The sequence below is a fragment of the Roseateles sp. P1_C1_2 genome (assembly GCF_056406535.1).
The window spans coordinates 76,436-102,223 of sequence record NZ_JBFUAB010000025.1; the positions used below are offsets into that span (position 1 = coordinate 76,436).

28 protein-coding genes are annotated in these 25,788 nt (G+C 67.2%); 10 read left to right on the forward strand and 18 right to left on the reverse strand.

Features of this window, described 5'->3' with window-relative positions; translation table 11 throughout:
* The first annotated feature begins 116 nt into the window (after window positions 1-116).
* On the forward strand, window positions 117-1,442 hold the full coding sequence (locus tag AC1D2H_RS23330) for an NAD(P)/FAD-dependent oxidoreductase (RefSeq protein WP_477935556.1): 1,326 nt from the start codon (window positions 117-119) through the stop codon (window positions 1,440-1,442).
* Here AC1D2H_RS23330 and AC1D2H_RS23335 read toward each other — a convergent pair.
* Genes AC1D2H_RS23335 through AC1D2H_RS23375 form a run of 9 tightly spaced genes read right to left on the reverse strand, consistent with a single transcriptional unit; the run spans window position 1,405 to window position 8,902 of the window.
* On the reverse strand, window positions 1,405-1,698 hold the full coding sequence (locus AC1D2H_RS23335) for a hypothetical protein (protein WP_477935554.1): 294 nt from the start codon (window positions 1,696-1,698) through the stop codon (window positions 1,405-1,407). The two genes, AC1D2H_RS23330 and AC1D2H_RS23335, sit on opposite strands and share 38 nt — an antisense overlap.
* Window positions 1,695-1,964, reverse strand: coding sequence for a hypothetical protein (locus AC1D2H_RS23340; RefSeq protein ID WP_477935552.1), 270 nt, complete (start codon window positions 1,962-1,964; stop codon window positions 1,695-1,697). The genes AC1D2H_RS23335 and AC1D2H_RS23340 overlap by 4 nt, the downstream gene beginning before the upstream one ends.
* Window positions 1,965-1,980: 16 nt before the next feature.
* The gene (gene ccoG, locus AC1D2H_RS23345) at window positions 1,981-3,399 is read right to left on the reverse strand and encodes a cytochrome c oxidase accessory protein CcoG (protein WP_477935551.1); all 1,419 of its coding nucleotides are present in this window, start codon (window positions 3,397-3,399) and stop codon (window positions 1,981-1,983) included.
* A gap of 3 nt (window positions 3,400-3,402) precedes the next feature.
* Window positions 3,403-4,296: a cytochrome-c oxidase, cbb3-type subunit III gene (ccoP, locus tag AC1D2H_RS23350; protein ID WP_477935549.1), complete on the reverse strand. Its 894-nt coding sequence runs from the start codon at window positions 4,294-4,296 to the stop codon at window positions 3,403-3,405.
* A complete protein-coding gene (locus tag AC1D2H_RS23355; protein ID WP_477935547.1) occupies window positions 4,293-4,424 on the reverse strand; it encodes a cbb3-type cytochrome oxidase subunit 3 in 132 nt (43 codons plus the stop codon). The genes ccoP and AC1D2H_RS23355 overlap by 4 nt, the downstream gene beginning before the upstream one ends.
* A complete protein-coding gene (gene ccoO / locus AC1D2H_RS23360; protein ID WP_477935545.1) occupies window positions 4,411-5,055 on the reverse strand; it encodes a cytochrome-c oxidase, cbb3-type subunit II in 645 nt (214 codons plus the stop codon). Before ccoO ends, AC1D2H_RS23355 begins: the two co-directional genes overlap by 14 nt.
* 10 nt (window positions 5,056-5,065) lie before the next feature.
* On the reverse strand, window positions 5,066-6,511 hold the full coding sequence (gene ccoN, locus AC1D2H_RS23365; RefSeq protein ID WP_477935543.1) for a cytochrome-c oxidase, cbb3-type subunit I: 1,446 nt from the start codon (window positions 6,509-6,511) through the stop codon (window positions 5,066-5,068).
* 46 nt (window positions 6,512-6,557) lie between these two features.
* Window positions 6,558-6,707, reverse strand: a complete 150-nt coding sequence (gene ccoS / locus AC1D2H_RS23370; protein ID WP_477935541.1) for a cbb3-type cytochrome oxidase assembly protein CcoS — start codon at window positions 6,705-6,707, stop codon at window positions 6,558-6,560.
* Complete coding sequence (locus AC1D2H_RS23375; RefSeq protein WP_477935539.1) at window positions 6,707-8,902, reverse strand: heavy metal translocating P-type ATPase; 2,196 nt, start codon at window positions 8,900-8,902, stop codon at window positions 6,707-6,709. The genes ccoS and AC1D2H_RS23375 overlap by 1 nt, the downstream gene beginning before the upstream one ends.
* A 124-nt stretch (window positions 8,903-9,026) precedes the next feature.
* Here AC1D2H_RS23375 and AC1D2H_RS23380 point away from each other — a divergent pair, with 124 nt between their 5' ends.
* Window positions 9,027-9,479: a cupin domain-containing protein gene (locus AC1D2H_RS23380; protein ID WP_477935537.1), complete on the forward strand. Its 453-nt coding sequence runs from the start codon at window positions 9,027-9,029 to the stop codon at window positions 9,477-9,479.
* A gap of 8 nt (window positions 9,480-9,487) precedes the next feature.
* On the opposite strand, the gene AC1D2H_RS23385 is transcribed toward AC1D2H_RS23380, so the two are convergent.
* Window positions 9,488-10,222, reverse strand: coding sequence for a glutathione S-transferase family protein (locus AC1D2H_RS23385; protein WP_477935535.1), 735 nt, complete (start codon window positions 10,220-10,222; stop codon window positions 9,488-9,490).
* A gap of 104 nt (window positions 10,223-10,326) precedes the next feature.
* Here AC1D2H_RS23385 and AC1D2H_RS23390 point away from each other — a divergent pair, with 104 nt between their 5' ends.
* Complete coding sequence (locus AC1D2H_RS23390) at window positions 10,327-11,541, forward strand: polyhydroxyalkanoate depolymerase (RefSeq protein ID WP_477935533.1); 1,215 nt, start codon at window positions 10,327-10,329, stop codon at window positions 11,539-11,541.
* 42 nt (window positions 11,542-11,583) lie between these two features.
* On the opposite strand, the gene AC1D2H_RS23395 is transcribed toward AC1D2H_RS23390, so the two are convergent.
* Together AC1D2H_RS23395 and xseA are read right to left on the reverse strand one after the other, a co-directional pair.
* Window positions 11,584-12,171 (reverse strand): superoxide dismutase, encoded by a 588-nt coding sequence (locus AC1D2H_RS23395; RefSeq protein WP_477935531.1) that lies wholly within the window; start codon window positions 12,169-12,171, stop codon window positions 11,584-11,586.
* Window positions 12,172-12,230: 59 nt separating this feature from the next.
* Complete coding sequence (gene xseA, locus AC1D2H_RS23400; protein ID WP_477935529.1) at window positions 12,231-13,532, reverse strand: exodeoxyribonuclease VII large subunit; 1,302 nt, start codon at window positions 13,530-13,532, stop codon at window positions 12,231-12,233.
* Between the two features lie 371 nt (window positions 13,533-13,903).
* Between xseA and AC1D2H_RS23405 the strand changes: the two genes are divergently transcribed.
* The 7 genes from AC1D2H_RS23405 to AC1D2H_RS23435 all read left to right on the forward strand — a co-directional run bounded on the left by AC1D2H_RS23405 (window position 13,904) and on the right by AC1D2H_RS23435 (window position 18,591).
* The gene (locus AC1D2H_RS23405) at window positions 13,904-14,521 is read left to right on the forward strand and encodes a MotA/TolQ/ExbB proton channel family protein (protein ID WP_056197795.1); all 618 of its coding nucleotides are present in this window, start codon (window positions 13,904-13,906) and stop codon (window positions 14,519-14,521) included.
* Window positions 14,522-14,537: 16 nt separating this feature from the next.
* Window positions 14,538-14,954 carry an ExbD/TolR family protein gene (locus AC1D2H_RS23410; RefSeq protein WP_477935526.1) on the forward strand — a complete coding sequence of 139 codons (417 nt, stop codon included), beginning with the start codon at window positions 14,538-14,540 and terminating at the stop codon, window positions 14,952-14,954.
* Window positions 14,920-15,963, forward strand: coding sequence for a tetraacyldisaccharide 4'-kinase (lpxK, locus tag AC1D2H_RS23415; RefSeq protein ID WP_477935524.1), 1,044 nt, complete (start codon window positions 14,920-14,922; stop codon window positions 15,961-15,963). Before AC1D2H_RS23410 ends, lpxK begins: the two co-directional genes overlap by 35 nt.
* On the forward strand, window positions 15,963-16,178 hold the full coding sequence (locus tag AC1D2H_RS23420) for a Trm112 family protein (protein ID WP_310261003.1): 216 nt from the start codon (window positions 15,963-15,965) through the stop codon (window positions 16,176-16,178). The genes lpxK and AC1D2H_RS23420 overlap by 1 nt, the downstream gene beginning before the upstream one ends.
* Window positions 16,179-16,251: 73 nt before the next feature.
* Window positions 16,252-16,989, forward strand: coding sequence for a 3-deoxy-manno-octulosonate cytidylyltransferase (gene kdsB, locus AC1D2H_RS23425; protein ID WP_477935522.1), 738 nt, complete (start codon window positions 16,252-16,254; stop codon window positions 16,987-16,989).
* An 88-nt stretch (window positions 16,990-17,077) separates the two neighbouring features.
* Window positions 17,078-17,731: an adenylate kinase gene (gene adk, locus AC1D2H_RS23430; protein WP_477935520.1), complete on the forward strand. Its 654-nt coding sequence runs from the start codon at window positions 17,078-17,080 to the stop codon at window positions 17,729-17,731.
* A 101-nt stretch (window positions 17,732-17,832) separates the two neighbouring features.
* Window positions 17,833-18,591: a 3-hydroxyacyl-CoA dehydrogenase gene (locus AC1D2H_RS23435; RefSeq protein ID WP_477935518.1), complete on the forward strand. Its 759-nt coding sequence runs from the start codon at window positions 17,833-17,835 to the stop codon at window positions 18,589-18,591.
* 129 nt (window positions 18,592-18,720) lie between these two features.
* Here AC1D2H_RS23435 and AC1D2H_RS23440 read toward each other — a convergent pair whose 3' ends face one another.
* The 6 genes from AC1D2H_RS23440 to AC1D2H_RS23465 all read right to left on the reverse strand — a co-directional run bounded on the left by AC1D2H_RS23440 (window position 18,721) and on the right by AC1D2H_RS23465 (window position 25,787).
* Window positions 18,721-19,980, reverse strand: a complete 1,260-nt coding sequence (locus AC1D2H_RS23440) for a hypothetical protein (protein WP_477935516.1) — start codon at window positions 19,978-19,980, stop codon at window positions 18,721-18,723.
* A gap of 81 nt (window positions 19,981-20,061) precedes the next feature.
* The gene (locus AC1D2H_RS23445; RefSeq protein ID WP_477935514.1) at window positions 20,062-20,499 is read right to left on the reverse strand and encodes an ExbD/TolR family protein; all 438 of its coding nucleotides are present in this window, start codon (window positions 20,497-20,499) and stop codon (window positions 20,062-20,064) included.
* A gap of 15 nt (window positions 20,500-20,514) precedes the next feature.
* Window positions 20,515-20,943 (reverse strand): ExbD/TolR family protein, encoded by a 429-nt coding sequence (locus AC1D2H_RS23450; RefSeq protein ID WP_477935512.1) that lies wholly within the window; start codon window positions 20,941-20,943, stop codon window positions 20,515-20,517.
* Between the two features lie 34 nt (window positions 20,944-20,977).
* Complete coding sequence (locus AC1D2H_RS23455) at window positions 20,978-21,802, reverse strand: MotA/TolQ/ExbB proton channel family protein (RefSeq protein ID WP_478012630.1); 825 nt, start codon at window positions 21,800-21,802, stop codon at window positions 20,978-20,980.
* 80 nt (window positions 21,803-21,882) lie between these two features.
* Entirely contained in the window at window positions 21,883-22,527 is a 645-nt protein-coding gene (locus AC1D2H_RS23460; RefSeq protein WP_477935508.1) for a hypothetical protein, read from the reverse strand.
* A 437-nt stretch (window positions 22,528-22,964) separates the two neighbouring features.
* The gene (locus AC1D2H_RS23465; RefSeq protein WP_478012631.1) at window positions 22,965-25,787 is read right to left on the reverse strand and encodes a TonB-dependent receptor plug domain-containing protein; all 2,823 of its coding nucleotides are present in this window, start codon (window positions 25,785-25,787) and stop codon (window positions 22,965-22,967) included.
* Window position 25,788 lies beyond the last annotated feature (1 nt).

Genomic DNA, 25,788 nt, shown 5'->3' on the forward strand with positions numbered 1-25,788 from the left:
CTAAGAGGCCCTCCGCCGCAAGGCCCTCCCCAGCTTCGCATCCATTGCAACAGCAGGAAACGGCGCTTGACCCCTTCCATGCTGCGGCGCAGCAAACGAGGCGTAGGATGAGTCTCATGCGTCCCCAAGTCCTCATCATCGGCTGCGGCTTCGGCGGCCTGGAAGCGGCGCGTGCCCTGCGCACCGCTGAAGTCGACGTCACCGTCGTCGACAAGACCAACCACCACCTCTTCCAGCCCCTGCTCTACCAGGTCGCGACCGCCGGCCTGTCGGCACCGTCCATCGCGGCGCCCATCCGCCATCTCTTCCGCAGCCAGCGCAATGTGACGACGCTGCTCGGCGAGGTCACCGGCATCGATGCCGCGGCGCAGACGGTCACGCTGAAGGACGGCGCCCTGCTCCGCTGGGACCATCTCATCGTCGCCGCCGGCGCCACGCACAGCTATTTCGGCCGCGACGACTGGGCCGAGCACGCGCCGGGCCTGAAGACGCTGGACGATGCCTTCGAGATCCGCCGCCGCGTGCTGATGGCCTTCGAGGCAGCGGAGCGCGAAGACGATCCGGCCCGGCGCGCGGCGCAGTTGCAGTTCGTCGTCGTCGGCGCCGGCCCCACCGGGGTCGAGCTGGCCGGCACCTTCGCCGAGATCGCAAGGCACACGCTGCCGGGCGAGTTCCGCCGCATCGACCCCAGGCAGGCCCGCGTGCTGCTGGTGGAAGGCGGCCCGCGCGTGCTGGGCGCCATGCCCGAGCGCCTGAGCGAACGCGCCCGCGAGCAGTTGACGGCACTGGGCGTGGAAGTGCACCTGGGCGCCCGCGTCAACGGCATCGACGCCGAGGGCCTGGACGTCACGACGGCCGCCGGGCCCGAGCGGCTGCACAGCCGCTGCGTCGTCTGGGCAGCCGGCGTGGCGGCCTCCCCGCTGGGCCGCGCGCTGGCCGATGCCACCGCTTGCACGCTGGACCGCGCCGGCCGTGTCGTCGTCGAGCCCGACCTGAGCCTGAAGGGCTTTCCCAACATCCAGGTCATCGGCGACCTGGCGGCCGCGCAAAGCCATGCACCGGGCAAAGAGCCCAGGCCGGTGCCGGGCGTGTCGCCCGGTGCCAAGCAGATGGGCCGCTGCGCCGCGGCCAACATCAAGCGCCACCTGCGCGGCGAGGCCACGCAGGCTTTCCGCTACAGCGACTACGGCAACCTCGCCACCATCGGCCGCAACAGCGCCGTCGTGGATCTGGACACGCCGGCCGGTCCGCTGCGCTTCTCAGGCTATTTCGCGTGGCTGTTCTGGCTGTTCGCCCACGTCTACTTCCTGATCGGTTTCCGCAACCGTTTTGTTGTGCTGTTGGACTGGGCCTGGGCCTACTGGACCTATGACCGGGGCGCACGTGTCGTTGCCAACGCAGGGCTCAGCGAGGCCAGCCCGGTGCGTGACGTGAAGGCCTGACCTCGCCGCCGGGCAAGTTGACGAGCAGCAGCGCCAGGCTGCTGCCCAGCGCGACGACGGCCCAGAAGATCAGGAAGCTGACGGTGTAGACCGCCTGGGCCGATAGCTGCACCGGCGCGGCGCCGAACCAGCGCAGTTCGGCGGGGTCGACGACCGCGAACACCAGGGCTTCCAACACGCCGGCCGCGAGGAAAGACGCCCAGGCCACGGCCATCGCAAAGCGCTTGATGCGCGAGGGGCCGCCGGCACCGTTCATTGCGTCAGGCCCGCGGTGCCGGTGGCTGCATGGTTGCGCGCGACAAGGGCCGGCACGGGGTCACCTTCGCGAGCCCGCAGGTCGGCGGGCTCGGTGTCGTCGGCGGCCGTGGCCGTGCTGTGGCGCAACGCCAGCGGCGGGTCGGGGTGGCGGATGGCCAGACTCAGCGTGAAGAAGCTGGCGACGACGACCGCCGCCGGGCCGGACACGACGAGCCAGACCATGGGCTGGCGCCAGGGCGATGCGGGGTTGGGAAGGACTTTCATGTGGAGCTCCCGCCGCTCAACGCGGCACGACGAAGGTGGATTTCTCGGCGACGGTTTCGTCATCGCCATTGCCGTCGGTTTCGCGTTGCACCCGCAAGGTCAACGGATGGGCGCCGGCCTTCAGGGCCTGCGCGGCTTCGGGCGGTATGCGCAGTGACACAGCCACCCAGCGCGCCTCGGCGGGGCCGATCTCGATGGCGGCCGTCTGGTTCAGAGTCAGCCCGGGCAGGCCATCGGCGGCCAGGCGGTAATGCTGGGTCGCCTCGGTCGCGTTCATGATCTGCAGCCGGTAGACGTTTTCGATCCAGCCGTCCTCCACCAGCCGCGCCAGCGCCGCGCGATCACGCACGACATCGACGCGGAAGCTGTACCGCCCGAGCAGGTTGAACAGCACCCCGCCGCAGATCAGCAGCAGCACGGTGCTGTAGACCAGCACGCGGGGCCGCAGCACCCGGCGCAGGCGCTGGCCACGGCCCAGATGCTGTTCCAGCCCGTTCTCGGTGTCGTAGCGGATCAGGCCGCGCGACGTGCTCATCTTGTCCATGACGCCGTTGCAGACGTCGATGCAGGCCGCGCAGCCGATGCATTCGTACTGCAGGCCCTCGCGGATGTCGATGCCGGTAGGGCAGACCTGCACGCACAGCCCGCAGTCGATGCAGTCGCCCACGGCTTCAACACGCGCCTCGCCCTTCTTGCCGCGCAGCGTGTTCCTGCCGCGCGGCTCACCGCGCCCGGTGTCATAGCTGATGATCAGCGTGTCGCGGTCGAACATCGCGCTCTGGAAGCGCGCATAGGGGCACATGTATTTGCAGACCTGCTCGCGCATATAGCCTGCATTGCCATAGGTCGCGAAGCCATAGAACAGCACCCAGAAGGATTCCCAGGGGCCCAGGCCCAGCGCCATCACTTCGCCCGCCAGCGTGCGGATGGGCGTGAAGTAACCGACGAAGGTGAAGCCCGTCCACAGGCCGATGGCAATCCAGCCCAGCTGCTTGCCGCCCTTGCGCCACAGCTTGTTCCAGTTCCAGGGCGATTTCTGAAGTCGCAGGCGCGCGTTGCGGTCGCCTTCGAACCAGCGCTCCACCAGCATGAAGATCTCGGTGTAGACCGTCTGCGGGCAGGCATAGCCGCACCAGACCCGCCCCGCCACGGCCGTGAACAGGAACAGGGCGAAGGCCGAAATCATCAGCAGGGCCGCGAGGTAGATGAAGTCCTGCGGGTAGAGCACCAGGCCGAAGACGTAGAAGCGCCGCGCGGCCAGATCGAAAAGCATGGCCGGCCGATCGCCCCAGCTCAACCAGGGCAGCCCATAGAAGACCGCCTGCGTCAGCGCCACGAAGGCCCAGCGCCAGCGCGCGTAGAAGCCATCCACCGCGCGTGGGTGGATCTTGTCCTCGGAACGGTAGAGCCGGATGACGGCTTCGGAATCGGCCATGAGTTACTGAGACAGGCCCCACACGTAGGCGGCCAGCACCTTGATCTGCTCGGGCGTCAGCCGCTCGCCGTGGGCCGGCATGACGTTGTGCTTGCCGTTGTTGACCATGGCCATGACGGCGTCCTCGCCCCAGCCATGCAGCCAGACCTTGTCGCTGAGGTTGGGCGCGCCCAGGGCCGGGTTGCCCTGGCCGCCCGGGCCGTGGCAGGCCGCGCAGGCGGTGAACTTGGGCTTGCCGAGCTGCGCATACAGCGCGTTGTGCGGGCTGCCCGACAGCGACAGCACATAGTGGGCGACGTTGCGCACGTCCTCGCTCGTGCCCACCGCCGGCGCCATGACCGGCATATTGCCCTCGCGGCCCTCGGTGATCGTCTGCGTGATGGTCTCGAAGCTACCGCCCCAGAGCCAGTCCTTGTCAGTCAGGTTGGGGAAGCCCTTGGAGCCCTTGGCATCCGAGCCATGGCACTGGGCACAGTTGTTGGCGAACAGGCGCTCACCGATGGCATGGGCCTTGGGGTCGTGGGCCAACTGCTCGGCCGTCAGGCCGGCAAAGCCGGCATACACCGGGGCCATGGTCGCGCGCTGCTGCGCCTGATCAGCGGCGTGCTCGCCCACGCTCGTCCAACCCAGCTTGCCGGCGCTGCTGCCCAGGCCCGGGTAAAAGGCCAGATAGAAGCCTGAGAACACGATCGTGAGCACGAACAGGCCCATCCACCACAGCGGCAGCGGGTTGTTCATCTCGCGCAGGTCTTCGTCCCAGACGTGGCCCGTCGTGTTGTCGGCGGCCGAAGGCTGGCGCCGGCTCGCGATGATGAGCAGCACGATGCAGGCCACCAGGCCCAGCACGGTAGAGGCGGCGACAAAGATCGACCAGCCCTGGTTGAAGAAATCGCTCATTGATCATCTCCCTTGAGCGCCAGATCAGCCGCAGCCTCGAAGCGGCCACGCCAGGCCCAGACGACGATGCCGATGAAGACGGCCAGCGACACCAGGGTCACGGCCACGCGCAGTTCATTGATTCCCACGGGAAGCCTCCTTGGCCGAAGTGCCCAGCACCTGCAGATAGGCGACGAGGGCGTCCAGCTCGGTCTTGCCGGCGGCGGCCTGGGCCGCGCCCTGGACCTCGGCGTCGCTGTAGGGCGCACCCAGGGTGCGCAGGGCGCCCAGCTTGGCCGGCAAAGCCGCGGCATCGACCGGCGCATTGACCAGCCAGGAATAGGCCGGCATGTTGGACTCGGGCACCACGTCGCGCGGGTTGTTCAGGTGGATGCGGTGCCAGTCGTCGCTGTACTTGCCGCCCACGCGGTGCAGGTCGGGCCCGGTGCGCTTGCTGCCCCACTGGAAGGGCCGGTCGTAGACGAATTCGCCGGCCGTCGAGTAGGGGCCGTAGCGCAGGGTCTCGGCCAGCAGCGGGCGGATCATCTGCGAGTGGCAGTTGTAGCAACCCTCGCGGACATAGATGTCGCGGCCGGCGACCTGCAGGGCCGTGTAGGGCTTGAGGCCGGGCGCCGCCTGCGTCGTCGAGCGCTGGAAGAACAGCGGCACGATCTCGACGAAGCCGCCGACGACGACCGTCAGCAGCACCAGGACGATCATCAGCAGATTGCTGGTCTCGATGCGCTGGTGGCCGGTGACGCGTTCAGTTTGGGTGGTCATGTCGGCTCCTTCAGGCGTGGGCCAGCACGGCGGGAATGCGCACTTGCTGCGGTTGGCCGGCTTGCATGGTCTTGATGACGTTCCAGACCATCACCAGCATGCCGCTGAGGTAGAGGAGGCCGCCAAGCAGGCGCGCCACATAGAAGGGCCAGGTGGCCTTGACGCTCTCCACGAAGGTGTAGACCAGGGTGCCGTCGGGGTTGACCGCCCGCCACATCAGGCCCTGCATGACGCCGGCGATCCACATCGCCGCGATATAGAGCACGATGCCCAGCGTCGCGATCCAGAAGTGCAACTCGATGGCGCGCTTGGAGTACATCTGCGTGCGGCCGAACATGCGCGGGATCAGGTGGTACAGCGACCCCATCGAGATCAGGCCCACCCAGCCGAGCGCGCCACTGTGCACATGGCCCACGGTCCAGTCGGTGTAGTGCGACAGCGCGTTGACCGTCTTGATCGACATCATCGGACCCTCGAAGGTCGACATGCCGTAGAAGGACAGCGAGACGATGAGGAACTTCAGGATGGGGTCGTCGCGCAGCTTGTGCCAGGCACCGCTGAGCGTCATGATGCCGTTGATCATGCCGCCCCAGCTCGGCGCCAGCAGCACCAGGCTGAAGATCATGCCCACGCTCTGCGCCCAGTCCGGCAGCGCCGTGTAGTGCAGGTGGTGGGGGCCCGCCCACATATAGGTGAAGATCAGCGCCCAGAAGTGGACGATGGACAGCCGGTAGCTGTAGACGGGGCGCTCGGCCTGTTTGGGGATGTAGTAGTACATCATCCCGAGGAAGCCCGCGGTCAGGAAGAAGCCCACCGCGTTATGGCCGTACCACCACTGCACCATGGCGTCCTGCACGCCGGCATAGGCCGAATAACTCTTCCACAAGCTGACCGGCAGCACCGCGCCGTTGACCAGGTGCAGCAGCGCCACGGCGAGGATGAAGGCGCCGAAGAACCAGTTGGCCACGTAGATGTGGCGGATCTTGCGCCGCCCCACGGTGCCGAAGAAGACGATGGCATACGACACCCAGGCGATCGTGATCAGCACGCCGATGGGCCACTCCAGCTCCGCATATTCCTTGCCGCGCGTGATGCCCAGCGGCAAGGTGATGGCGGCGCCGACGATGACGGCCTGCCAGGCCCAGAAGTGGAACCACGCCAGCATGGGCGCGAACAGCCGCGTCTGGCCGGTGCGCTGCACGACGTGGTAGCTGGTGGCCATCAGCGTGCAGCCACCGAAGGCGAAGATGACCGCGTTGGTGTGCAGGGGGCGCAGCCGGCCGTAGCTCAGCCAGGGGATGCCGGCACCCAGCTCGGGCCAGGCCAGCTGGGCGGCGATGAAGACGCCCACGGCCATGCCCACCACGCCCCAGAGCACCGCGGCCAGCGCGAATGCGCGCACCGGCCCGTCCTCGTATGTCGTCCCAGGCGCTGCCGGGACCCTGTCGTTCGCCATTGCGACTCCTTCAGTCTGATGCGAACGATTCTTGGCGGCGGGTGCCTCAGGCCGCTTGATCCTCGTCAAGCAAGATGCGTTCAGCCTCGTTTTCGAAGCCATCCAGTTGTCCGGAGTTCACGGCCCAGCCGAAAACGGCCACGATGAGCAGCACCAGCACGACCGAGAAGGGGATGAGGAGATAGAGGATGTCCATCAGCGGTTCAACCTCTGCGCGTTGAGCACGACGAACAGCGAGCTGCAGGCCATGCCGATGCCCGCTGCGAGCGGCGGCAACCAGCCCGTCAGCGCCAAGGGCACGCAGGCCAGGTTGTAAAGCGCGGCCCAGGCCAGGTTCTGGCGCAGCACGCGGCGCGTCTTGCGCGCCAGCACGAGGGCCTGCGGCAGCGCCATCAGCCGGCCGGACACCAGCAGCGCGTCCGCCGCGCTGCGCGCCAGCATGGCGCCCTGCCCCATGGCGATGCGCACGTCGGCCGCGGCCAGCACCGGCGCATCGTTGATGCCGTCACCCACCATCAGCACGCGCTCATGCGCCGCCTGCCAGCCACGCAGGGCGGCCAGCTTGGACTCGGGCGTGGCGCCTGCGCGCCAGTGCACGATGTCCAGCAGCGCCGCCATGCGCGCGACGGCGGCCGGTTGGTCGCCCGACAGCAGGCGCACGCGCATGCCTTGGGCGCGCAAGGTCTTGACCGCTTCGGCCGCGTCGGCGCGTGGCGCCTCGGCCAGGTCCAGCCACAGCACGCAGTCGCCACAGCCGAAAGCCAGCCGCGCAGCCGGGTCGGGCCGCTCGCTGACCCAGGCCGGTGCACCCAGGCGCCAGAGCTGGCCGGTGGCGTCGCGCGCCTCGACGCCTCGGCCTGCCAGTTCGCGCACGTCCGTCCAGACACCAGCGTCGCCCGCCAGGGCCTGCGCATGCGGATGGCGCGACAGCGCCGCCAGGCTGCGCGCGACGGCCAGCAGTGCATCGGCATCGGCGCCCTGGGCCCAATGCCGGCGCAGCTGCAGGCGGTCCTCGCTGAGCGTGCCCGTCTTGTCGAAGACGACGGTGTCGACGGCACACAGCCTCTCCAGCGCCGACAGATCCGTGAGCAACAGGCCGCGCCGCGCCAACGCACCGCTGGCCGTGAGCCAGGCCGCGGGCGCGGCCAGTGTCAGTGCGCAGGGACAGGTCACGATGAGGACAGCCACCGCGACGGCGAATGCGCGCGAGGGGTCCAGCCACCACCAGGCCACGCCGGCCCCCAGCGCCAGCAGCAGCACGACCGCCGTGAAGCCTGCGGCCACGCGGTCGACCACACCGTAGACAGAAGGCCGTTGGCTCTGGGCCTGCTGCATCAGCCTGACGATGCCCTGGGCCGTCGTGTCGGCACCCACGCGCAGCACGCTGACGATGAGCGAGCCCTCCAGATTGATGCTGCCGGCCACGACCGTATCGCCCACTGCCTTGGCGACCGGCGCGGATTCACCCGTCAGCAGGGCCTCGTTGGCCCATCCCTGGCCGGACAGCACGCAGCCATCGGCCGCGAAGGCCTCGCCGGCCGCGACGCGGATGCGGTCGCCCACGCGCAAGGCCTCGGGCGCGACGCGCTCGCTGCCGCCATTGCCAAGCAAGCGCTCAGCCACCGTGGGCAAGGCGCCCGCGACCGCCTCCAGCGCGTCCGCCGCGCGGTGCCGCGCTCCCAGCTCGAACCAGCGTGCCAGCAGCAGCAACGCGATGAACATCGTCATCGAGTCGAAATAGACCTCATGACCCAGCGGGCCGCCGGGGTCGAACAGCGCGCCGGTGCTGGCAACAAACGTGACCGCGATGCCAATCGCCACCGGCACATCCATGCCCAGCCGACCGGCACGCAGCTGCCGCCACGCACCGCTGAAGAAGGGTCCGGCCGCAAAGGCCATCACCGGCAGCGTCAGCACCCAGCTGCCCCAGCACAGCAGCCGCGCCAGGTCGGGCGCCAGCTCGCCCGCGCCAGCCACATAGGCTGGCGTCGCCAGCATCATGACCTGCATCATCAGGAAGCCCGCGACGAACAGCCGCCACAGCGCGCGCCGTCTCTCCTGCCGGCGCAGCTCGCGTGCCGGCGCGGCGACGTCGGGCGTTGCCCGGTAGCCCGCTGCCTGCAGCGCCGCCATCACATCGGCCAGCGCGAGGCGCGACGGCAGCCATTGCAAGGCCAGCCGGGCCGAAGCTGGATTCACGCTCGCGCCACTGACGCCCGGCAGTTTCAGCAACGCCGCCTCGATCAACCCCGAACAGGCCGCGCAATGCATGCCGGCCACCTGGAACTGCGACAGCGCCGCACCGGCCTGGCCGTCGGGCCAGGTCGTGAAGGGGGCAAGGAGGCCGGCGTCGGCCTCGGCCGCGCACAAACCTGGAGGGGGAGCGCTCACGCCGGCAATCTAAGTGCACCACCCTGCCGCGGCCATGATCTGCATCAAGGCGTTGGCATCCCACCCCGACGGGAACGCATATTGCGTGTGTTCCAGGGCCTGCAGCTTTTCAGGAGGCCCCCTCATGTCGGATCTGTCGATACCCGTGGACGCCGCCAACGATGCGTCCGCCACGCAGTTCTCCCACGTCAAGCCCGGGGACACGCCCTGGCGCCCCGACGGGCTGAGAGACTTCTTCCTCTACCGCGACCTCGGCGTGGCCGCGGCCACCGGCGGCAAGGTCATCGCGCACCTTGTGAAGGCGAATATGGCCCCTGAAAAGGGCACGGGATGGCACCGCCATGAGGCGGAATTCCAGATCGTGCTGATGACCAAGGGCTGGGCCAAGTTCATGTACGGCGACCAGGTGACGCTGGTGGAGGCCGGCGACTGCGTGCACCAGCGCCCCGGCATCGTGCATTACCTGTTCGATTACTCGCCGGACATGGAGTACCTGGAGATCGTGTCGCCCGCCGACTTCGGCACCGTGGACATGCCGGCGCCCTGCGAGGTGCCGGTGCCCTCGCCCTGGGACTAGCCCTGGGGCTAGAAGTCCATGTCCAGTTGCTCGATCTCGTCGGGCTCGAGCTTGGCCGCAGACGTCCACTCCTTGAGCTCGGGCATGGCGCTGAGGGTCTTGCAATACGCCATACAGGCGGCGTTCAGCGGCACGTCGTAGGTCATGAAGCGCGTGACGACGGGCGCAAAGAAGGCGTCGGCGGCGCTGCGCTTGGCGCCGAACAGATAGGGGCCGCCGTAGCGGGACAGACAGTCGGTCCAGATCTCGGTGACGCGTTCGATGTCGGGCTTGGCGCCAGCCCAGATCTTGTGGCGCGGGAAGTGCCCCTTGAGGTTCATGGGCAGGGACGCGCGCAGATTGGCGAAACCCGAATTCATCTCGCCGCAGATGGCCCGCGCATGGGATCGCGCGACGCGGTCCGCGGGCCACAGGCCGGCTTTGGGAAAGCTCTCGTTCAGGTATTCGGCGATGGCCATGTTGTTCCAGACCGTCACGCCGTCATGGCGCAGGCAGGGCACGCGGATGGACGGCGCCAGCAGCAGCAGTTCCTTGCGCGCATCCTCATCGTCGGGCGAGACCATGATCTCCTCGAAGGCCAGGCCGGCAAAGCGCGTCAGCAGCCAGCCGCGCAGCGACCAGGACGAATAGTTCTTGCTGCTCAACGTCAGCGTGGCCGCGGGCGCCACCGCGGCCTTGGGCTTGCGGGCGGGCGCGGTTTTCGCGGCCTTGCTGGCGGGTCGGGTCGGCGTGGCAACAGGCATGGGCGTCTCCTCGACGGTCTTGGCAGCTGGATCGACGCAAGGCCCATGCCATGCTGGCGCGCTCCTTGCGTTGCCTGAAGTACCCAGGCCTTGCAGGAGCCACCATGTACCCCGCCTACCAGGCCCACAGCGATCTGATGTGGCCGCTGCGCGCGGCCACGCGCCTGTCGATGCCCTTCCTGCAACAGCCGGCCATAGCCGACGCCGGCTGGCTGCCGGTGCGCCAATGGTCGGCCGCCGGCAAGGTGTTCGAGCTGGCCCAGATCACCCACACGCGCCCGCCCTGGCGCATCGGCGAGATCACCAGCGGCGACGAACGCTGGCCGGTCACCGAGGAAGCGGCCTTGACCACGCCCTTCGCGACGCTGCTGCGCTTTCGCAGGGAGGGCGCGCCGCCAAGCCCCAAGGTGATGGTGGTGGCGCCGATGTCGGGCCACTTCGCCACGCTGCTGCGCGACACCGTGCGCACGCTGCTGCAGGACCACGACGTCTATGTCACCGACTGGCACAACGTGCGTGACGTGCCGCTGTCGGCTGGCCGCTTCGGTCTCGATGAATACACCGGCCACCTGATCGACTTCCTGGCCGCCATCGGCCCGCAAGCGCACGTGGTGGCCGTCTGCCAGCCCTGCGTCAGCGCCCTGGCCGCCGTGGCCGTGATGGCCGAGGACGACCATCCCGCCACGCCGGCCAGCCTGACGCTGATGGCCGGCCCCATCGACTGCCGCGTCAGCCCCACGGCCGTCAACGAGCTGGCGACCAGCAAGCCCATCAGCTGGTTCAAAAAGAACCTCATCAGCCATGTGCCCTGGCAGCACGCGGGCGCGGGCCGGCGCGTCTATCCGGGCTTTGTGCAGCTGTCTGCCTTCATGAGCATGAACCAGGACAGGCACACGAATGCCTTCAAGGACTACTACAAGCATCTCGTCGCCGATGAATTCGACAAGGCCGAGGTCACGCGCATGTTCTACGAGGAATACCTGGCCGTGGCCGACCTTGCGGCKGACTTCTATCTGGAAACGGTGGAACGCGTCTTCCAGACCTATGACCTGCCGCGCGGCGAGATGATGTTCAAGGGCCGGCGCGTGAACCCGGCGGCCATCCGCCGCACGGCCCTGCTGACCGTGGAGGGCGAACGCGACGACATCTGCGCGGTCGGCCAGACGCTGGCAGCCCAGGACCTGGCCAGCAGCCTGAAGGCCTATCTGCGCACCCACTACATCCAGCCCAATGTGGGCCACTACGGCGTGTTCAGTGGGCGGCGCTGGCAGCACCAGGTCTATCCGCTGGTCCGTCATGTGATCCAGGTATCGCAATAAAAAAAGCCGGCGCGAGGCCGGCTTCTTCGAAGCGGAATTCGCTCAGGCGAAATTGGCTTCGGCGAACGACCAGTTGACGAGGTTCGACAGGAAGGTCTCGACGAACTTGGGACGCAGGTTGCGGTAGTCGATGTAGTAGGCGTGTTCCCACACGTCGACGGTCAGCAGGGCCTTGTCGGCGCCGGTCAGCGGCGTGCCGGCAGCGCCGGTGTTGACGATGTCGACCGAACCATCGGCCTTCTTGACCAGCCAGGTCCAGCCCGAGCCGAAGTTGCCGACGGCGCTCTTGACGAAGGCTTCCTTGAAGGCGGCGTAGCTGCCCCACTTGGCGGTGATGGCTGCGGCCAGCGCGCCACCGGGTTCACCGCCGCCTTGCGGCTTCATGCAGTTCCAGAAGAAGGTGTGGTTCCAGATCTGGGCGGCGTTGTTGTAGATCGGGCCCGGGTTCGGTGCCTTCTTGATGATCTCTTCCAGCGACAGGGCTTCGTACTCGGTGCCCTTTTGCAGGTTGTTGAGGTTCACGACGTAGGCGTTGTGGTGCTTGCCGTGGTGGAACTCCAGCGTTTCCTGGCTGTAGTGCGGAGCCAGCGAGTCGATGGGGTAAGGCAGCGGGGGCAGCGTGTGTTCCATGGTGTGAACCTCAGAGTGTTGGGGGGAAGGGAAACGCGGCGGATTGTAGGGAGCGCCAATCACCCTTGCGGCAAAGGCCGTACCCGCAAGACTTGCATGTCGGCGGCGCCGTCGGCCAGCACGGCGCGTACCTCGCGGCCCGGCTGCAGGGCCTGCACGGAGGTGATGGCACCGCCCTGCCCGTCATCCAGCCAGGCATAGCCCCGCGCCAGCACATGCTGGGGGTCCAGCGCCAGCAAGCGGGCCTGAAGCGCATCGAGCCGGATGTGCTGGCGGGCCAGGATCTCGCGGTGGGCGCGCTCATGGCGCTGTTCGAGATGGTTCAGCCGCTGGCCTTGCAGTTCGACGCGCCGCCGTGGGGCGGCGGCTGCGCGCTGGGCCAGCAGCCCTAACAGGCGGCGCTGGCGGGCCAGCGTGTCGCTGGGGCGGGACAGTCGCAACGCAAGGCGGTCCAGGCGCTGGGCCAGGGTTTGCAGGCGGTGATCGGTGCGCAGCGTCAGGCCGCGCTCCAGGGCGGCCAGGTGCTGCAGCAGGCTGGCGCGCGCCGGCGCGGCCAGCTCGGCGGCCGCCGTGGGCGTCGGGGCGCGCAGGTCGGCGGCCAGGTCGCACAGGGTCACATCGGTCTCGTGGCCGACGCCGCAGACGACGGGCAGGGCCGACGCCACCACCGCGCGCACGACGCGCTCGTCGTTGAAGGCCCAGAGGTCTTCCAGCGAACCGCCGCCACGCACCAGCAGCAGCACGTCGACCTCGGCGCGCGCATTGGCCGCCTGCAGGGCGCGGACCAGGGCCGGCGGCGCCTCGGCGCCCTGCACCGGGCTGGGGTAGACGACCACCTCCACCTGGGGCGCCCGCCGGGCCAGTGCCGTCAGCACGTCATGCAGGGCCGCACCGGCGGTCGACGTGACGACGCCGATGCGCCGCGGGTGGTTGGGCAAGGCGCGTTTGGTGTCCGCCGCGAACAGGCCTTCGGCGTCGAGCCGCGCGCGCAGCTTCAGGAATTGCTCGTACAGCGTGCCGGCGCCGGCCCGGCGCATGGCCTCGACGACGAATTGCAGTTCCCCCCGCGGCTCGTAGACGGCGACGCGGCCACGCACCTCGACGAGCACGCCCTCGCCGGGCGCAAAGTCCAGCATGGCCGCCGCGCGGCGGAACATCGCGCAGCGCAGGCTCGCCGCCTGGCCGTCGGCGTCCTTCAAACCGAAGTAACAATGGCCGCTGGCGGCGCGGGTGAAGCCGGAGATCTCGCCGCCGACGGCAACGACGGAGAAGCGCTCGGCCAGGCTTTGGCTCACCGCCTCCAGCAGGCCGGCCACGCCCCAGACACGTCGGCCGGATGCGGCTTCGCGAGGCTCAATCACGCGCAAACCCAATGCCGGCGCGGGCCGGGAAGTCCACAGCCGCGCCAATACTGGGCTGGCGGGCAATTTCGGCTCATTTCACTCGTCATGAAGCTGTCATGAGCACATAAGGCCTTGTTTTTCAATTCGAATTCCACTGCTCAAATTGGAGGCAACTTGTCCAAGGCCTTGATTTGACGGCCTCTGCCGGCTGCTTGAGCGGCCTTGCCCACAAAGTTATCCACAGCAACGGTGGATTGTGGGAACGCTTTCGCCGCTGCGAGGTCGGGCCGAAGCTCGCAAGCCTGGGGCCATAATCCCGCGCACTCATCCGGCCGTCAGCGGCCGTTTTTGTAGTCGGCCTGCGGGCCTTTTCATCGACGGGGACGCCCTTGTTTTCGATCATACAAGCCGCCGGTTGGCCGATCTGGCCCTTGCTCCTGTGCTCCGTGGTGGCCCTGGCCCTGATCATCGAGAGGCTGTCCAGCCTGCGAGCCAGCCGCATCCTGCCGCCGCGGCTGCTGGAGGACGTCATGAACGTCAGCGCCCAGCAACTGCCCGCGCCCGACATGGTCGACCGCCTGGCCGAGAACTCCCTGCTGGGCGAGGTGCTGGCCTCCGGCCTGCGCGCCGTGACGGCCGAGCCGCAGATGCCCGAGGGCAAGCTGCGCCTGGTGTTCGAGTTCGCCGGCCGCCGCGCCGTGCACCAGCTCGAGCGCTATATGAACACCCTGGGCACCATCGCCACGGCGGCGCCGCTGCTGGGCCTGATGGGCACGGTGGTGGGCATGATCGAGATCTTCGGCAGCCAGACGCCCGGCGGCGGCAACCCCGCCCAGCTCGCGCACGGCATCTCCATCGCCCTCTACAACACGGCCTTCGGCCTGATGATCGCCATCCCCTCGCTAATGTTCTACCGCTACTTCCGTGGCCGCATCGAGGAGTACGTGCTCGAGCTCGAAGCCGCTGCCGACCGCCTCTTGGGTCAGCTGCGCCGCTATACGGCCTGAACTCGCCGAGAACGCCATGCGCTTTCGCTCTCCCCACCGCGAGCCGCCCGAGATCAACCTGATCCCCTTCATCGACGTGCTGTTGGTGATCCTGATCTTCCTGATGCTGTCGACGACCTATTCCAAGTTCACCGAGCTGCAGATCACCCTGCCCTCGGCCGACGCGGACAAGCTCAAGGACAGGCCGCAGGAGGTCATCGTCGGCATCGCCGCCGACGGCCGCTTCGTCGTCAACCGCCAGCCGGTGGAAGGCCGCTCGGTGGACATCCTCATCGGTGCGCTGCGCCAGGCCTCGGGCGGCAATGCCGAGGCGTCGCTGATCATCTCGGCCGACGCCGCCACGCCCCACCAGGCCGTCGTCAACGTGATGGACGCCGCGCGCCGCGTTGGCCTGACGCGTGTCACCTTCGCCGCGCAAACTGACGCTCGCTGATAGCCTGCAGCAACAGTGGCTGACGGGCGGTGCGCTGTCCGTCGCTCTGCTGCCCTTGAGCTGGCTCTACCGTGGCCTGCTGGCACTGCGAAGTGCGGCCTATCGCCTGGGCCTGAAACGCGTCGAGAAGCTGCCTGTCCCCGTCATCGTCGTCGGCAACTGGATCGTCGGCGGTGCCGGCAAGACGCCGACGACGCTGGCCCTGCTGGCGCTGCTGCGCGAGCGCGGCCTGCGCGCCGGCGTCGTGTCACGCGGCTATGGGCGCGACGGCGACGGGGTGCGCCTCGTCACGCGGGTGTCGACGGCGCGCGAGGTCGGCGACGAGCCCCTGCTCATCCATCTGCGCAGCGGCGTGCCGGTGGCGGTGGGCAGCGACCGGGTCGCCGCCGCGCGCGCGCTGCTGGCCGCCGAACCCCGGCTGCAGCTGCTGGTCAGCGACGACGGATTGCAGCACTGGCGGCTGCCGCGGAGCTTGAGTTTGCTGGTCTTCGACGAGCGCGGCCTGGGCAATGGCCGATTGCTGCCGGCCGGCCCCCTGCGCCAGCCGCCCGCGCCGCTGATGGCCGACCAGCTCGTCGTCTACAACGCAGCGCGCCCCAGCACCGCCCTGCCCGGCTTTGTCGCCGAGCGCCGCCTGGCCGGCGCCGTGACACTGGCCGACTGGTGGGCCGGCAAACCGGCGCAGATGGACGCGCTGCTGGCGCTGCGGGAGCGTGCCGGGCTGCTGGCCATCGCCGGCGTCGCGCGGCCGCAGCGCTTCTTCGACATGCTGGCCGGCCTCGGCCTGAGCGTTGAAACCCTGGCCCTGCCCGATCACGCCGATTTCGCCGACCTGCCCTGGCCCGCCGACGCGCGCGGCATCCTGCTGACTGAGAAGGACGCCGTGAAGCTGCCGCCCGGACGCGTCGGCAACCTGCCCGTCTGGGTCGTGGCGCTAGACTTCTGGCCCGGCGCCGGCTTCGAGGCCGCGCTGGACGCCCAACTGCACCCACTCTTCCCTCCCGCCTGATGGATCAACGTCTCATCGAAATGCTGGTCTGCCCGCTGTGCAAGGGGCCGCTGACTCTGCTGCGCGAGGGCGCTGGGTTGGAGCTCCCCGCCCTGGCCTGCCGTGCCGACCGCCTGGCCTTCCCCATCCGCGACGGCATTCCGCTGATGCTGGAGAGCGAGGCCAAGCCCTGGGATCCCGAGGCCGCCAGCGCGCCGGTGCCGCTCGCACCGTGAGCGCCGCGCCGGGCCGCCCCAAGCAAGCTCGCTCCCGCTTGGCGGGACAGGCCGCAGGCCGAAGGGCGCACCAATGAGCTTCACTGTCATCATCCCGGCGCGCCTGGCGTCAACCCGGCTGCCCAACAAGCCGCTGGCCGACATCGCCGGCCTGCCGATGATCGTGCGCGTCGCCCAACGCGCGGCGCTATCCGGCGCCGGCCAGATCGTCGTCGCGACCGACTCCCCCGAAGTGGCGGCTGCCTGTGCCGCCCATGGCGTGCGCGCGCTGATGACGCGCGCCGACCATCCATCCGGCAGCGACCGCCTCGCCGAGGCCGTCGAGCAACTCGGCCTGGCCGACGATGCCGTCGTCGTCAATGTGCAGGGCGACGAGCCGCTGATCGCGCCGGCCATGATCGATGCCTGTGCGACCACGCTGACCGCGCAGCCCGACTGCGTGATGGCGACGGTCGCGCATGCGCTGACCGATCCTTCCGAGTTCGCGAACCCGAATGTCGTCAAGCTGGTCACCGACCAGGCCGGCCGGGCCCTGTATTTCTCGCGCGCGCCCATCGCCTGGTGGCGCGATGGCGCGGGCCAGCCGAATGGCGCGCTGCGCCATGTCGGCCTCTACGCCTACCGCGCCGGCTTCCTGCGCCGCTTCCCGACGCTGGCCGTCAGCCCGCTCGAGCAGATCGAGTCGCTGGAGCAGTTGCGCGTGCTCTGGCATGGGGAACGCATTGCCGTTCACGTCAGCGAGGAGCGGCCGGGTCCGGGGGTCGACACGCCCGAGGATCTGGAGCGCGTGAGGCAGCTCATCAAGGGTTGACACGTCAGGCCCCCGAAAGGCCACATGCGATACTCAACCGCTGATTTATGCAGGACTTTTTCAGAGTCCTGACGAGACGAGGAGACCCATGCGATTGATCCTTCTGGGCGCACCCGGCGCCGGCAAAGGCACCCAAGCTGCCTTCATCTGCAAGCAATTCGGCATTCCGCAGATCTCCACCGGCGACATGCTGCGCGCCGCCATCAAGGCCGGCACCGCCATGGGCCTGGCCGCCAAGGCCGTCATGGATTCGGGCGCCCTGGTCAGCGACGACATCATCATCGGCCTCGTCAAGGAACGCATTGCCCAGGACGACTGCGCCAAGGGTTTCCTGTTCGACGGTTTCCCCCGCACCCTCCCCCAGGCCGATGCGATGAAGGCCGCCGGCGTCAAGCTGGACTATGTGCTCGAGATCGACGTGCCCTTTGACGCCATCATCGAGCGCATGAGCGGCCGCCGCGTGCATGTGGCCTCGGGCCGCACCTATCACGTCAAGTTCAACCCGCCCAAGGTCGCCGGCAAGGACGACGAGACCGGCGAGGAGCTGATCCAGCGCGAGGACGACAAGGAAGAGACCGTCAAGAAGCGCCTGGACGTCTATTCCGCGCAGACCCGCCCGCTGGTCGACTACTACTCGCAATGGGCCGCCACCGGCGACGCCAACGCGCCCAAGTACCGCCGCATCGAAGGCGTCGGCTCGGTCGACGACATCATGAAGAAGGCGCTCGCGGCACTGGCCTGAGCAAGCCTTCTTGAACAAAGCCGCGGCGCCTGAGCCCCGCGGCTTTTTTGTCGTCCACAATTGACGTTTACGTCAACCAATCAACCCAGGAGATCCTCATCATGGAAATCGCAGGCAAGGTGTTCATCGTCACCGGCGGCGCCTCGGGCCTCGGCGAAGGCACGGCCCGCATGCTGGCCGCCCACGGCGCCAAGGTCGTCATCGCCGATCTGCAGGTCGAGCGCGGCCAGCAGGTGGCGGCCGAGATCGGCGGCGCTTTCGTCAAATGCGACGTCAGCCAGGAGGCCGACGGCCAGGCCGCCGTCGCCGCGGCCGTCGCCATGGGCAAGCTGATGGGCCTCGTCAACTGCGCCGGCATCGCGCCGGCCATCAAGACGGTCGGCAAGGAGGGTGCCCACCCGCTGGCGTCCTTCAGCAAGACGGTCACGGTCAACCTGATCGGCACCTTCAACATGATCCGCCTGGCCGCCGAGGCCATGTCCAGGAACGAGCCGGAAGCCACCGGCGAGCGCGGCGTGATGATCTCGACGGCTTCGGTCGCCGCCTATGACGGCCAGATCGGCCAGGCCGCCTACGCGGCCTCCAAGGGCGGCGTCGTCGGCATGACGCTGCCGATCGCCCGCGACCTGGCCCGCAACGGCATCCGCAACATGACCATCGCTCCCGGCATCTTCGGCACGCCGATGCTGTTCGGCATGCCCCAGGAGGTGCAGGACGCACTGGCCGCGAGCGTGCCCTTCCCGAGCCGCCTGGGCAAGCCAGAGGACTACGCCAAGCTGGTGCACCAGATCGTCACCAACGACATGCTGAACGGCGAGGTCATCCGTCTGGACGGCGCGATCCGCATGGCGCCGAAATAAGGCCCCTCGTCCGGTCTCGGCCCGCTGGTGTCGCTAGTGCCGCTGACGTGGCAAATGCTTCGCAAGCAACAATGGAAAAAGGGCCTGGTTCGCACCAGGCCCTTTTTGTTTGGTGATCCGAAGATCAGATCAGCGCTTGGCCGAACGCGACTGGATGACCCACAGGCGAGCCAGGTCGGCAGCGCCTTCGTTGCCCTTGACCGTCTTCCAGGCTGCCTGGGCCTTGGCAGGCTCGCCGGCCAGTTGATGGGCCAGGCCGAGGTAGAGCTTGGCGTCTTCGGGGCGCTTCAGGTTGCCCTTGGCGATGCCCTGTTCGATCTGGTCGATGCCCTTTTTGGCGTTGCCGCCGAAGGCATTGGCCAGGCCGAGGGTCACGAAGGCATTGCCATCCTTGGCTTGCTCGGCGGCCTTCACGTTGGCCTCGGCTGCGGCCTTGGCCTCGCCGATCTTCTTGACCATCAGGTCGGCCAGGCGCTTGTGGCGGGCGCCTTCGGCACCTTGACCCAGCACGCCAGCGGCGAGACCCTTGTCGACGACCTGCTTGCCCTCTTCGGGATAGCCGGCCTGGGCGGCCAGCTGGGCCATTTCCATGTAGTCCTCGGCACCGCGGGACATGTTGCCGGTGGCCAGGCGCAGGCGATACAGGTCGAGCGCGTAACGGCTGCTGTCGAAGCTCTTCTTCTCCGGCAGGCCGCCCAGGATCTGGGCCCACAGCTTGGGATCGGGGTAGTAGTTCAACAGCTTCTCGGTCGCGAGGGCCTCAGCGCTCGCGTCACCCTTCTTCTGCGCCGCCCAGAGCAGATTGGTGAGCTTGTCCTTCGCCGGGGCGCGGCCGGCCTTCTCGTCGCTCTGGATCTCGGCCAGCGTGTCCTTCAGGAAACCCGACACGTCGCCCGACTTGAACTGGGCCTGCTGCTGCACCTGCTTGACCGTCGGGCTGTTGCCACCGGCCGCGAAGTACTTGTTGGCCCATTCCAGCGCCTTGGCCGCATTGCCGCCACGCAGGTAGGTACCCGCAATGGCTTCCATGTACTGCAGTTGCTGCGGCTGTCCCAGCTTGCCGGCGCCCTTGAGCGCCTCGAAGGAACGCACCATCGTGTCAGGCTCGTTGGCACCCATGGCGGCCGAGAAGCGCACGCCTTCGATGGCGTTGTTCTCACCGGCCGTGCGGCCGCCGACGGCTTCCGCGTCACGCAGCTTGGCCAGGGCTTCCTTGTACTTGCCGGCCTTGACGAATTTGCTGGCATCGGTCAGCGGGGTGCCGACTTCCTTGCGCACGCTGTCCTGGGCAGACGCCTGGCTGAATCCGAACTCGGCACCGGGCGCGCCGTTCAGGGACAGGGCCAGGGCGCCAACGGCGACAGCCACCATGGTTTTCAGAGTATTCAATTTGCTCTCCTGCAAAGCAAAAACGCGCCGCCCTTTCGGGCAGCGCGCATCACAGTATCGTGGTCAGCGGTCCCGAGGACGTCACTTGACGTATTGCTCGTTACCAACCATGCCCATCTTCTTGACGCTGTTGCGCTGGGCCGAGGCCATCACCGCAGCCACTACACCGTAGTCCACCAGCTTGTTCGGCTTGATGTGGATTTCGGGCTGGTCGCCCAGCGGCATGGCGCCGACTTCCTGCATCTTCGCGTTGACCGCGTCGATGTTAGGCAGCGCGTCCGTGTCCCAGTAAACGGTACCGTCGAAGTCGATCATGACAACGTGAACGACCGGATCCTGCTGAGGCGGATTCGTGCTCGGCGGCGGCATGTCGAGGTTGACCGTGTGCAGCTGGATCGGGATGGTGATGATGAGCATCACCAGCAGGACCAGCATCACGTCGATCAGCGGCGTCGTATTGACGTCCATCATGACTTCGGGTTCACCGCTGCCAGACGAACTTCCAACATTCATTCCCATGTGTGACTCCTGGGATCAACCGCCGCGAGCCGGCGGCTCGGTGACGAAGTTGATCTTCATGATGCCGGCGCGCTGGCAGGCATAGATCACGCGACCGACCGACTCATAGCGGGACTTGTCGTCGCCGCGAATATGCACCTCGGGCTGCGGGTTCTTGACCGATTCCTTGCCGAGGCGCTTCACGAGCTCCTCCATGTCAGGAACCAGCTTGGTACCCCAATAGACTTCGCCGTCCTTGGCGACCGAGATTTCGATGTTTTCCGGTTTCGTGACGCGGACCTGGTTGGTCTCCTTGGGGAGATTCAACGCGATCGATTGCGTCACCACCGGCACGGTGATGAGGAAGATGATCAACAGCACCAACATCACGTCCACGAGGGGCGTGGTGTTGATGGAAGAGACCACATCTTCATCGCCGGAAGAGGATCCGACGTTCATGCCCATGGCATTGGCTCCTTTACGAGCGGCAGCTCAGGGATTAGCGCTTGGCGACCGAGCGGTTGCCCATCAGCACGCCGTGCAGATCGCCGGCGAACGAGCGGACCTGGCTCATGACGGTCTTGTTGCGGTTGACCAGCCAGTTGTAGCCCAGCACGGCCGGAACGGCGACGAACAGACCGATGGCGGTCATGATCAGCGCGGCGCCCACGGGGCCTGCCACCTTGTCGATGGAAGCCTGGCCAGCCAGACCGATGGCGGTCAGCGCGTTCAGAATGCCCCACACCGTGCCGAACAGGCCGATGAAGGGAGCGGTCGAACCGACGGTTGCCAGGAAGCCCAGGCCGCCCGAGATCTTGGAGTTGACGTCGGCGACGGCGCGGTCGACGTTCATCGTCACCCAGCTGCTGTGGTCGATGTTCTCGGTCAGGGCGCCTTCATGGTGCTCCGAAGCCTCGATGGCGGCGGTGGCGATGTAGCGGAAGGCGCTTTCTTCCTTCAGGCTGCGAACGCCGTCAGCCAGGCTGGCCTTCTTGAAGAAGGTGGCGCGGACTTCCTTGGCTTCCGAAGCCAGCTTGCTGGTGTCCCACAGGCGGACGACCAGGATGTACCACGAGCCCATGGACATGATGCCCAGCAGAACCAGCACGGCCTGGTCAACGATGTTGCCGTGGGCCAGGATGTTGGTCAGGCTGTAGGGATTCTCAGCGGGCTTCGAAGCAGCGGCAGCCGGAGCGGCGGCGGCGTCAACCGAGGCGGCAGAGGCAGCGTCGGCCGGCTTCTGGTCTTGAGCGTGAGCGGGCGAAACAGCCAGGGTGGCGGCCATGGCGATAGCGGCCAGGAAGCCGGTGATGCGAGAAATCATGGAGTCAACTCCTAGGGAAAATTCTGGTTTGATGCGGTTTTCGGATGCGCCGGTCTGGCGCCGGGTTCGAAGCGAGGCTCTTATTCGATCTTGAACTGGAACTCCTGCTCGAACACGTGGTCGCCCGGGCATTCGTAGGTGTCCTGCAGCGTCTGCGTGATGGCTTGCGTCATTGCACGCTGGGCCTTGCGGTCGACACCACCACGCAGAGGCGTGATTTCGACAGAGGTGACGCGGCCGGCCTTCACGGTGGCGACGGCCTTGTAGAGGGCTTCGCCGCTCCAGTTGACGGACGGCAGTTCAGGTTTGCCCATCTTGGTGCAGACCATGGCCGCCTTGACCGGACCCGTACGCGGGGCAGCCGGCGGAGCCACGGGGGCCGGCGGCGGCGCCGGACGGACCGACTCGACGGCTGGCGGAGCAACCTGGGTGGATTGGATGGCCGGCGCCGGCGGTGCGGGCGCGGTCACCTGGAATTCGGGCGGGGGAACGAAAGGCGGTGGAGGTGCCTTGAGATCCGGGGGCGGCGGCACGACCTTCTCGGGCGGCGGCGGCGGTTTCACCTTCTCTTCGATCACCTTGACGTCGATGGGGCCGGTGACCTTCTTGACGATATCGCGAGCCAGCCCACTGGCCAGCGCATAGATGGCCACCACGTGGATCAGGACGACGACGCCGAACCCAGTGAACCGGGAAGCACCCTGCTTCTCCTCCGCAAAATTCATGCGCGCTCCTTCTTGCAACTACTAATCACAGTCAATGACTCTCTCGGACAAGCGGCCACTGCCACGGCGGAAGAAGTTGCGCTCCTGCCGTGAACTGGTTCCCGAAGGGCGTGCATTCTAGATCGCGGAAAGAACGATTCCGCCTCGTCGAAAACACGCAGTGCAGCCGGCATGTAAAGCTCTTTATACCTGCTCGCGCMAAAAAAAAACGCCCGGTGGCCAATRGCCGTCGGGCACACGTTTCATCGCCACGAACCAGGCGCAGCAGAACCACACCTCCGGCCAAACCTGGCCACAACGGCATCTTAGCTGCCGGTTTTGTCACGACTTCCTGGGGCTAACCCGGGCAAGGGCGACAGCGCGATTACATGCATCCAGAAACAAAAAAGGCCGCGCCTTGCGGCGCGGCCTGAGGTCAACAACCCATCAAATCAAGTTCAGAAGAACTTGTAGTTGATGCGGCCGTAGAACTGACGGCCCACGGGATTGGCGTAGGTGGCGTCGTAACCGGTCTGGAAGTTCAGCGAGTTACGCGACGACGACGGATCCTGGTCCAGCAGGTTCTTGATGCCGGCGGTCAGCGTCAGCGCCTTGGTGGGGCGGATGGCGAACTGGGCATCCCACGTGATGTAGGCCTTGACGGTACGCTGGGCCAGGTAGTCGGTGGTGTTCACCGCGGCCGGGTCCGTGTAGTCGTCGTAGCTGTGCGTGTAGTTGTTGGTCAGCACGGCGTCGAACATGCCCATCGACCAGCTGCCGCTCAGCGAGTGCCTCCAGCGCGGGGTGGCGCCGAAGTCCTTGAACTTGCCGAGATCGCTGGTCTTGGCGCCGCCGACGTACTGATAACCGTGGGTGACCACCAGTGCGCCGTCGAAGTTCACGCCGAAGGTGCCCATCGACGACTTGAAGCGGTACTGCGAGCTGAAGTCCAGGCCGGAAGCGTAGAACTTACCGTTGTTCTCGTACGGCAGGTAGACGTAGGTGATCGGGAAACGGTTGTCCTGGCTGCCCTTGAGGGGGTGAGCCTGGTCCGGGTCGTTCAGCGGGTCGAAGCGGTAGATGAAGTCCTTGTACTGGCTCGGGTTGCTCAGCACCTGGATTTCAGACTTCGGCTGGATGGGGTCCTTGATCTCGACGTTCCAGTAGTCGATGCCGAAGGTCATGTCCTTGATCGGCGAGAACACCAGGCCGGCGGAGAACTGGCGCGACTTCTCCGGCTTGACGTTCTTGTTGCCTTCCAGGGCGGTGGTCAGCTGGACATTGCACTCGTTGACGAACTCTTCCAGGTAGTAGGCCTGGTTGTTGAACGTGGAGTTCGGCAGGGGGTTGCCACCCGGGCAGCGGATCGGGTCGCTCCAGTTCGCACCGGTGTTGTTGCCGGACGTGAAGGGGCGCAGGTTCTCATACAGCGTCGGGGCGCGATAACCCTTGGCCACCGAGCCGCGGATCACGATGTCCTTGGTCGGCTGGAAGCGCACGCTGGCCTTCGGGCTGAAGCTGTTGAAGCTGKTGCCGAAGCTGTTCTTGTAGTTGTCGTAGCGAGCCGAGAAGTTGACTTCCAGGTCCTTGACGACGGGCACGTTGATTTCGCCGAACACGCCGTAGACCTTGCGGCTGCCGGTGACGCCCGGGATCGGGCCGCTGCCGCCGACTTCGTCGCCGCTGGCCAGCACCGGCTCGGAGATCTGGTTGAGCTTCTCTTCGCGGTAGTTGGCGCCCAGGGCGATGGCCAACGGGCCGGCGGCCAGTTCCATCAGGTCGCGCGACACGCGGAAGTCCAGTTCCGTGGACTTGGAGTCCGCGGCCTGCTGGCGGCCGGTCAGCAGCGAGCTGTCCAGCGCGGCCTTGCTGACCGCATCCTGGGCGCCGAAGACGTTGATGGCGCCGGAGGCCACCAGCGGCGTCAGCTTGGCATAGCTGTACTTGCCCGGGCCGAAGAAGATCTCGCCCTGGTTGCGGGAGTAGGTGACGGCGGTGTCGTAGTCCCAGCCGGCCAGCGTACCGCGCGCGCCCACCAGCAGGCGGTCGGTCTTCGTTTCGGTGATGTCGGAACGACCACCACCAGCCACCGTGCGCCAGGTGCCACCGATGGCGCCCGTCGGGGTGACGGCCATGTCGGCGGCGAGCACCGTGGCGGCGCCCAACACCGTGCCATTGGGCATCACGTAGCCGGCCGGCAGCGTCATGCCCTTGGGCAGCGTGATCGACTTCGGATAGAAGCGGCCGTTGGCCGGGTAGCTCATCGCCACCGTGTAGGGTGCCGGCGAGTAGAAGGACTGCACGCGGTCGCGGTTGTGCATCGCTTCCACGACGATCTGGTTGTCAGCGTTCAGCTGGAACACGCCGCGGCCGGCGATGTTCGCGCGCCACTGCTCGGGCACCAGGTCGATGAACTTGACATAGTCGGTACCGCACTGCGTGGCGCTGGCGGGCGAGCCGAAGGTGGCCAGGCCGAACTCGGGCGCATTGCAACCGAGGTAGCGCAGCGGATTGACACCGGTGTAGCGGTTGCCGGCCGTGTCGGTGAAGTTCAGGTTGGGAATGCCGTTGCGCGGCGAGGACTTGTTGATGCCCAGGTCAGGACGGACGGCCGAATTGGCGAAGGAGCGGTCCTTGGCCTTGACCGGCTGGACCTCTTCCTTGCCGGCCGTGATCATCACGTTGAAGCGGTCACGGTTCAGGTCGCCGAAACCGGCCGCGGTGCTGACGTTGCTGACGTTGCCGCCGGTCGTTTCGGACTTGTATTCGCTCCAGGAGACTTCAGCACCCTGGTAGTCCTTGCGCAGGATGAAGTTGATGACACCGGCCACGGCGTCGGCGCCGTAGATGGAGGAGGCGCCGTCACGGACGATTTCGACACGCTCGACAGCGGCCAGCGGGATGGAGTTCAGGTCGACCGGGTTGTTGCCGAAGGCGAAGTTGGCAACGCGGCGGCCGTTCAGCAGCACCAGCGTGTACTTGGAGCCCAGACCGCGCAGGTTGGCGGTGGCAGCACCACCCGTGGCACCCACGTTGTTGGCGACGACGCCGCCGCCGAAGCTGGAAGGGATCAGTTGCACGAGGTCCTGAACCGTCGTGGCGCCGCTGCGGGCGATGTCTTCCTTGGTGACGGTGGAGATAGGCAGCGAGCTCTCGGCGGAGACGCGCTTGATGCTGGAGCCGGTGATCTCGATGCGTTCCAGCTTCTGCGATTCCTGGGCCAGCGCGCTTGTTGCGGCCAGGGCCAGGATGGCGCTCGTGATGGTGGTTGTTTTGAACATT

Coding starts and splice junctions, on each gene's coding strand:
- AC1D2H_RS23330 (WP_477935556.1), top strand. CDS start 117: ATGCGTCCCCAAGTCCTCATCATCGGCTGCGGCTTCGGCGGCCTGGAA.
- AC1D2H_RS23335 (WP_477935554.1), bottom strand. CDS start 1,698: ATGAACGGTGCCGGCGGCCCCTCGCGCATCAAGCGCTTTGCGATGGCC.
- AC1D2H_RS23340 (WP_477935552.1), bottom strand. CDS start 1,964: ATGAAAGTCCTTCCCAACCCCGCATCGCCCTGGCGCCAGCCCATGGTC.
- ccoG (WP_477935551.1), bottom strand. CDS start 3,399: ATGGCCGATTCCGAAGCCGTCATCCGGCTCTACCGTTCCGAGGACAAG.
- ccoP (WP_477935549.1), bottom strand. CDS start 4,296: ATGAGCGATTTCTTCAACCAGGGCTGGTCGATCTTTGTCGCCGCCTCT.
- ccoO (WP_477935545.1), bottom strand. CDS start 5,055: ATGACCACCCAAACTGAACGCGTCACCGGCCACCAGCGCATCGAGACC.
- ccoN (WP_477935543.1), bottom strand. CDS start 6,511: ATGGCGAACGACAGGGTCCCGGCAGCGCCTGGGACGACATACGAGGAC.
- ccoS (WP_477935541.1), bottom strand. CDS start 6,707: ATGGACATCCTCTATCTCCTCATCCCCTTCTCGGTCGTGCTGGTGCTG.
- AC1D2H_RS23380 (WP_477935537.1), top strand. CDS start 9,027: ATGTCGGATCTGTCGATACCCGTGGACGCCGCCAACGATGCGTCCGCC.
- AC1D2H_RS23385 (WP_477935535.1), bottom strand. CDS start 10,222: ATGCCTGTTGCCACGCCGACCCGACCCGCCAGCAAGGCCGCGAAAACC.
- AC1D2H_RS23395 (WP_477935531.1), bottom strand. CDS start 12,171: ATGGAACACACGCTGCCCCCGCTGCCTTACCCCATCGACTCGCTGGCT.
- AC1D2H_RS23410 (WP_477935526.1), top strand. CDS start 14,538: ATGCGCTTTCGCTCTCCCCACCGCGAGCCGCCCGAGATCAACCTGATC.
- AC1D2H_RS23420 (WP_310261003.1), top strand. CDS start 15,963: ATGGATCAACGTCTCATCGAAATGCTGGTCTGCCCGCTGTGCAAGGGG.
- kdsB (WP_477935522.1), top strand. CDS start 16,252: ATGAGCTTCACTGTCATCATCCCGGCGCGCCTGGCGTCAACCCGGCTG.
- adk (WP_477935520.1), top strand. CDS start 17,078: ATGCGATTGATCCTTCTGGGCGCACCCGGCGCCGGCAAAGGCACCCAA.
- AC1D2H_RS23435 (WP_477935518.1), top strand. CDS start 17,833: ATGGAAATCGCAGGCAAGGTGTTCATCGTCACCGGCGGCGCCTCGGGC.
- AC1D2H_RS23445 (WP_477935514.1), bottom strand. CDS start 20,499: ATGGGAATGAATGTTGGAAGTTCGTCTGGCAGCGGTGAACCCGAAGTC.
- AC1D2H_RS23450 (WP_477935512.1), bottom strand. CDS start 20,943: ATGGGCATGAACGTCGGATCCTCTTCCGGCGATGAAGATGTGGTCTCT.
- AC1D2H_RS23455 (WP_478012630.1), bottom strand. CDS start 21,802: ATGATTTCTCGCATCACCGGCTTCCTGGCCGCTATCGCCATGGCCGCC.
- AC1D2H_RS23460 (WP_477935508.1), bottom strand. CDS start 22,527: ATGAATTTTGCGGAGGAGAAGCAGGGTGCTTCCCGGTTCACTGGGTTC.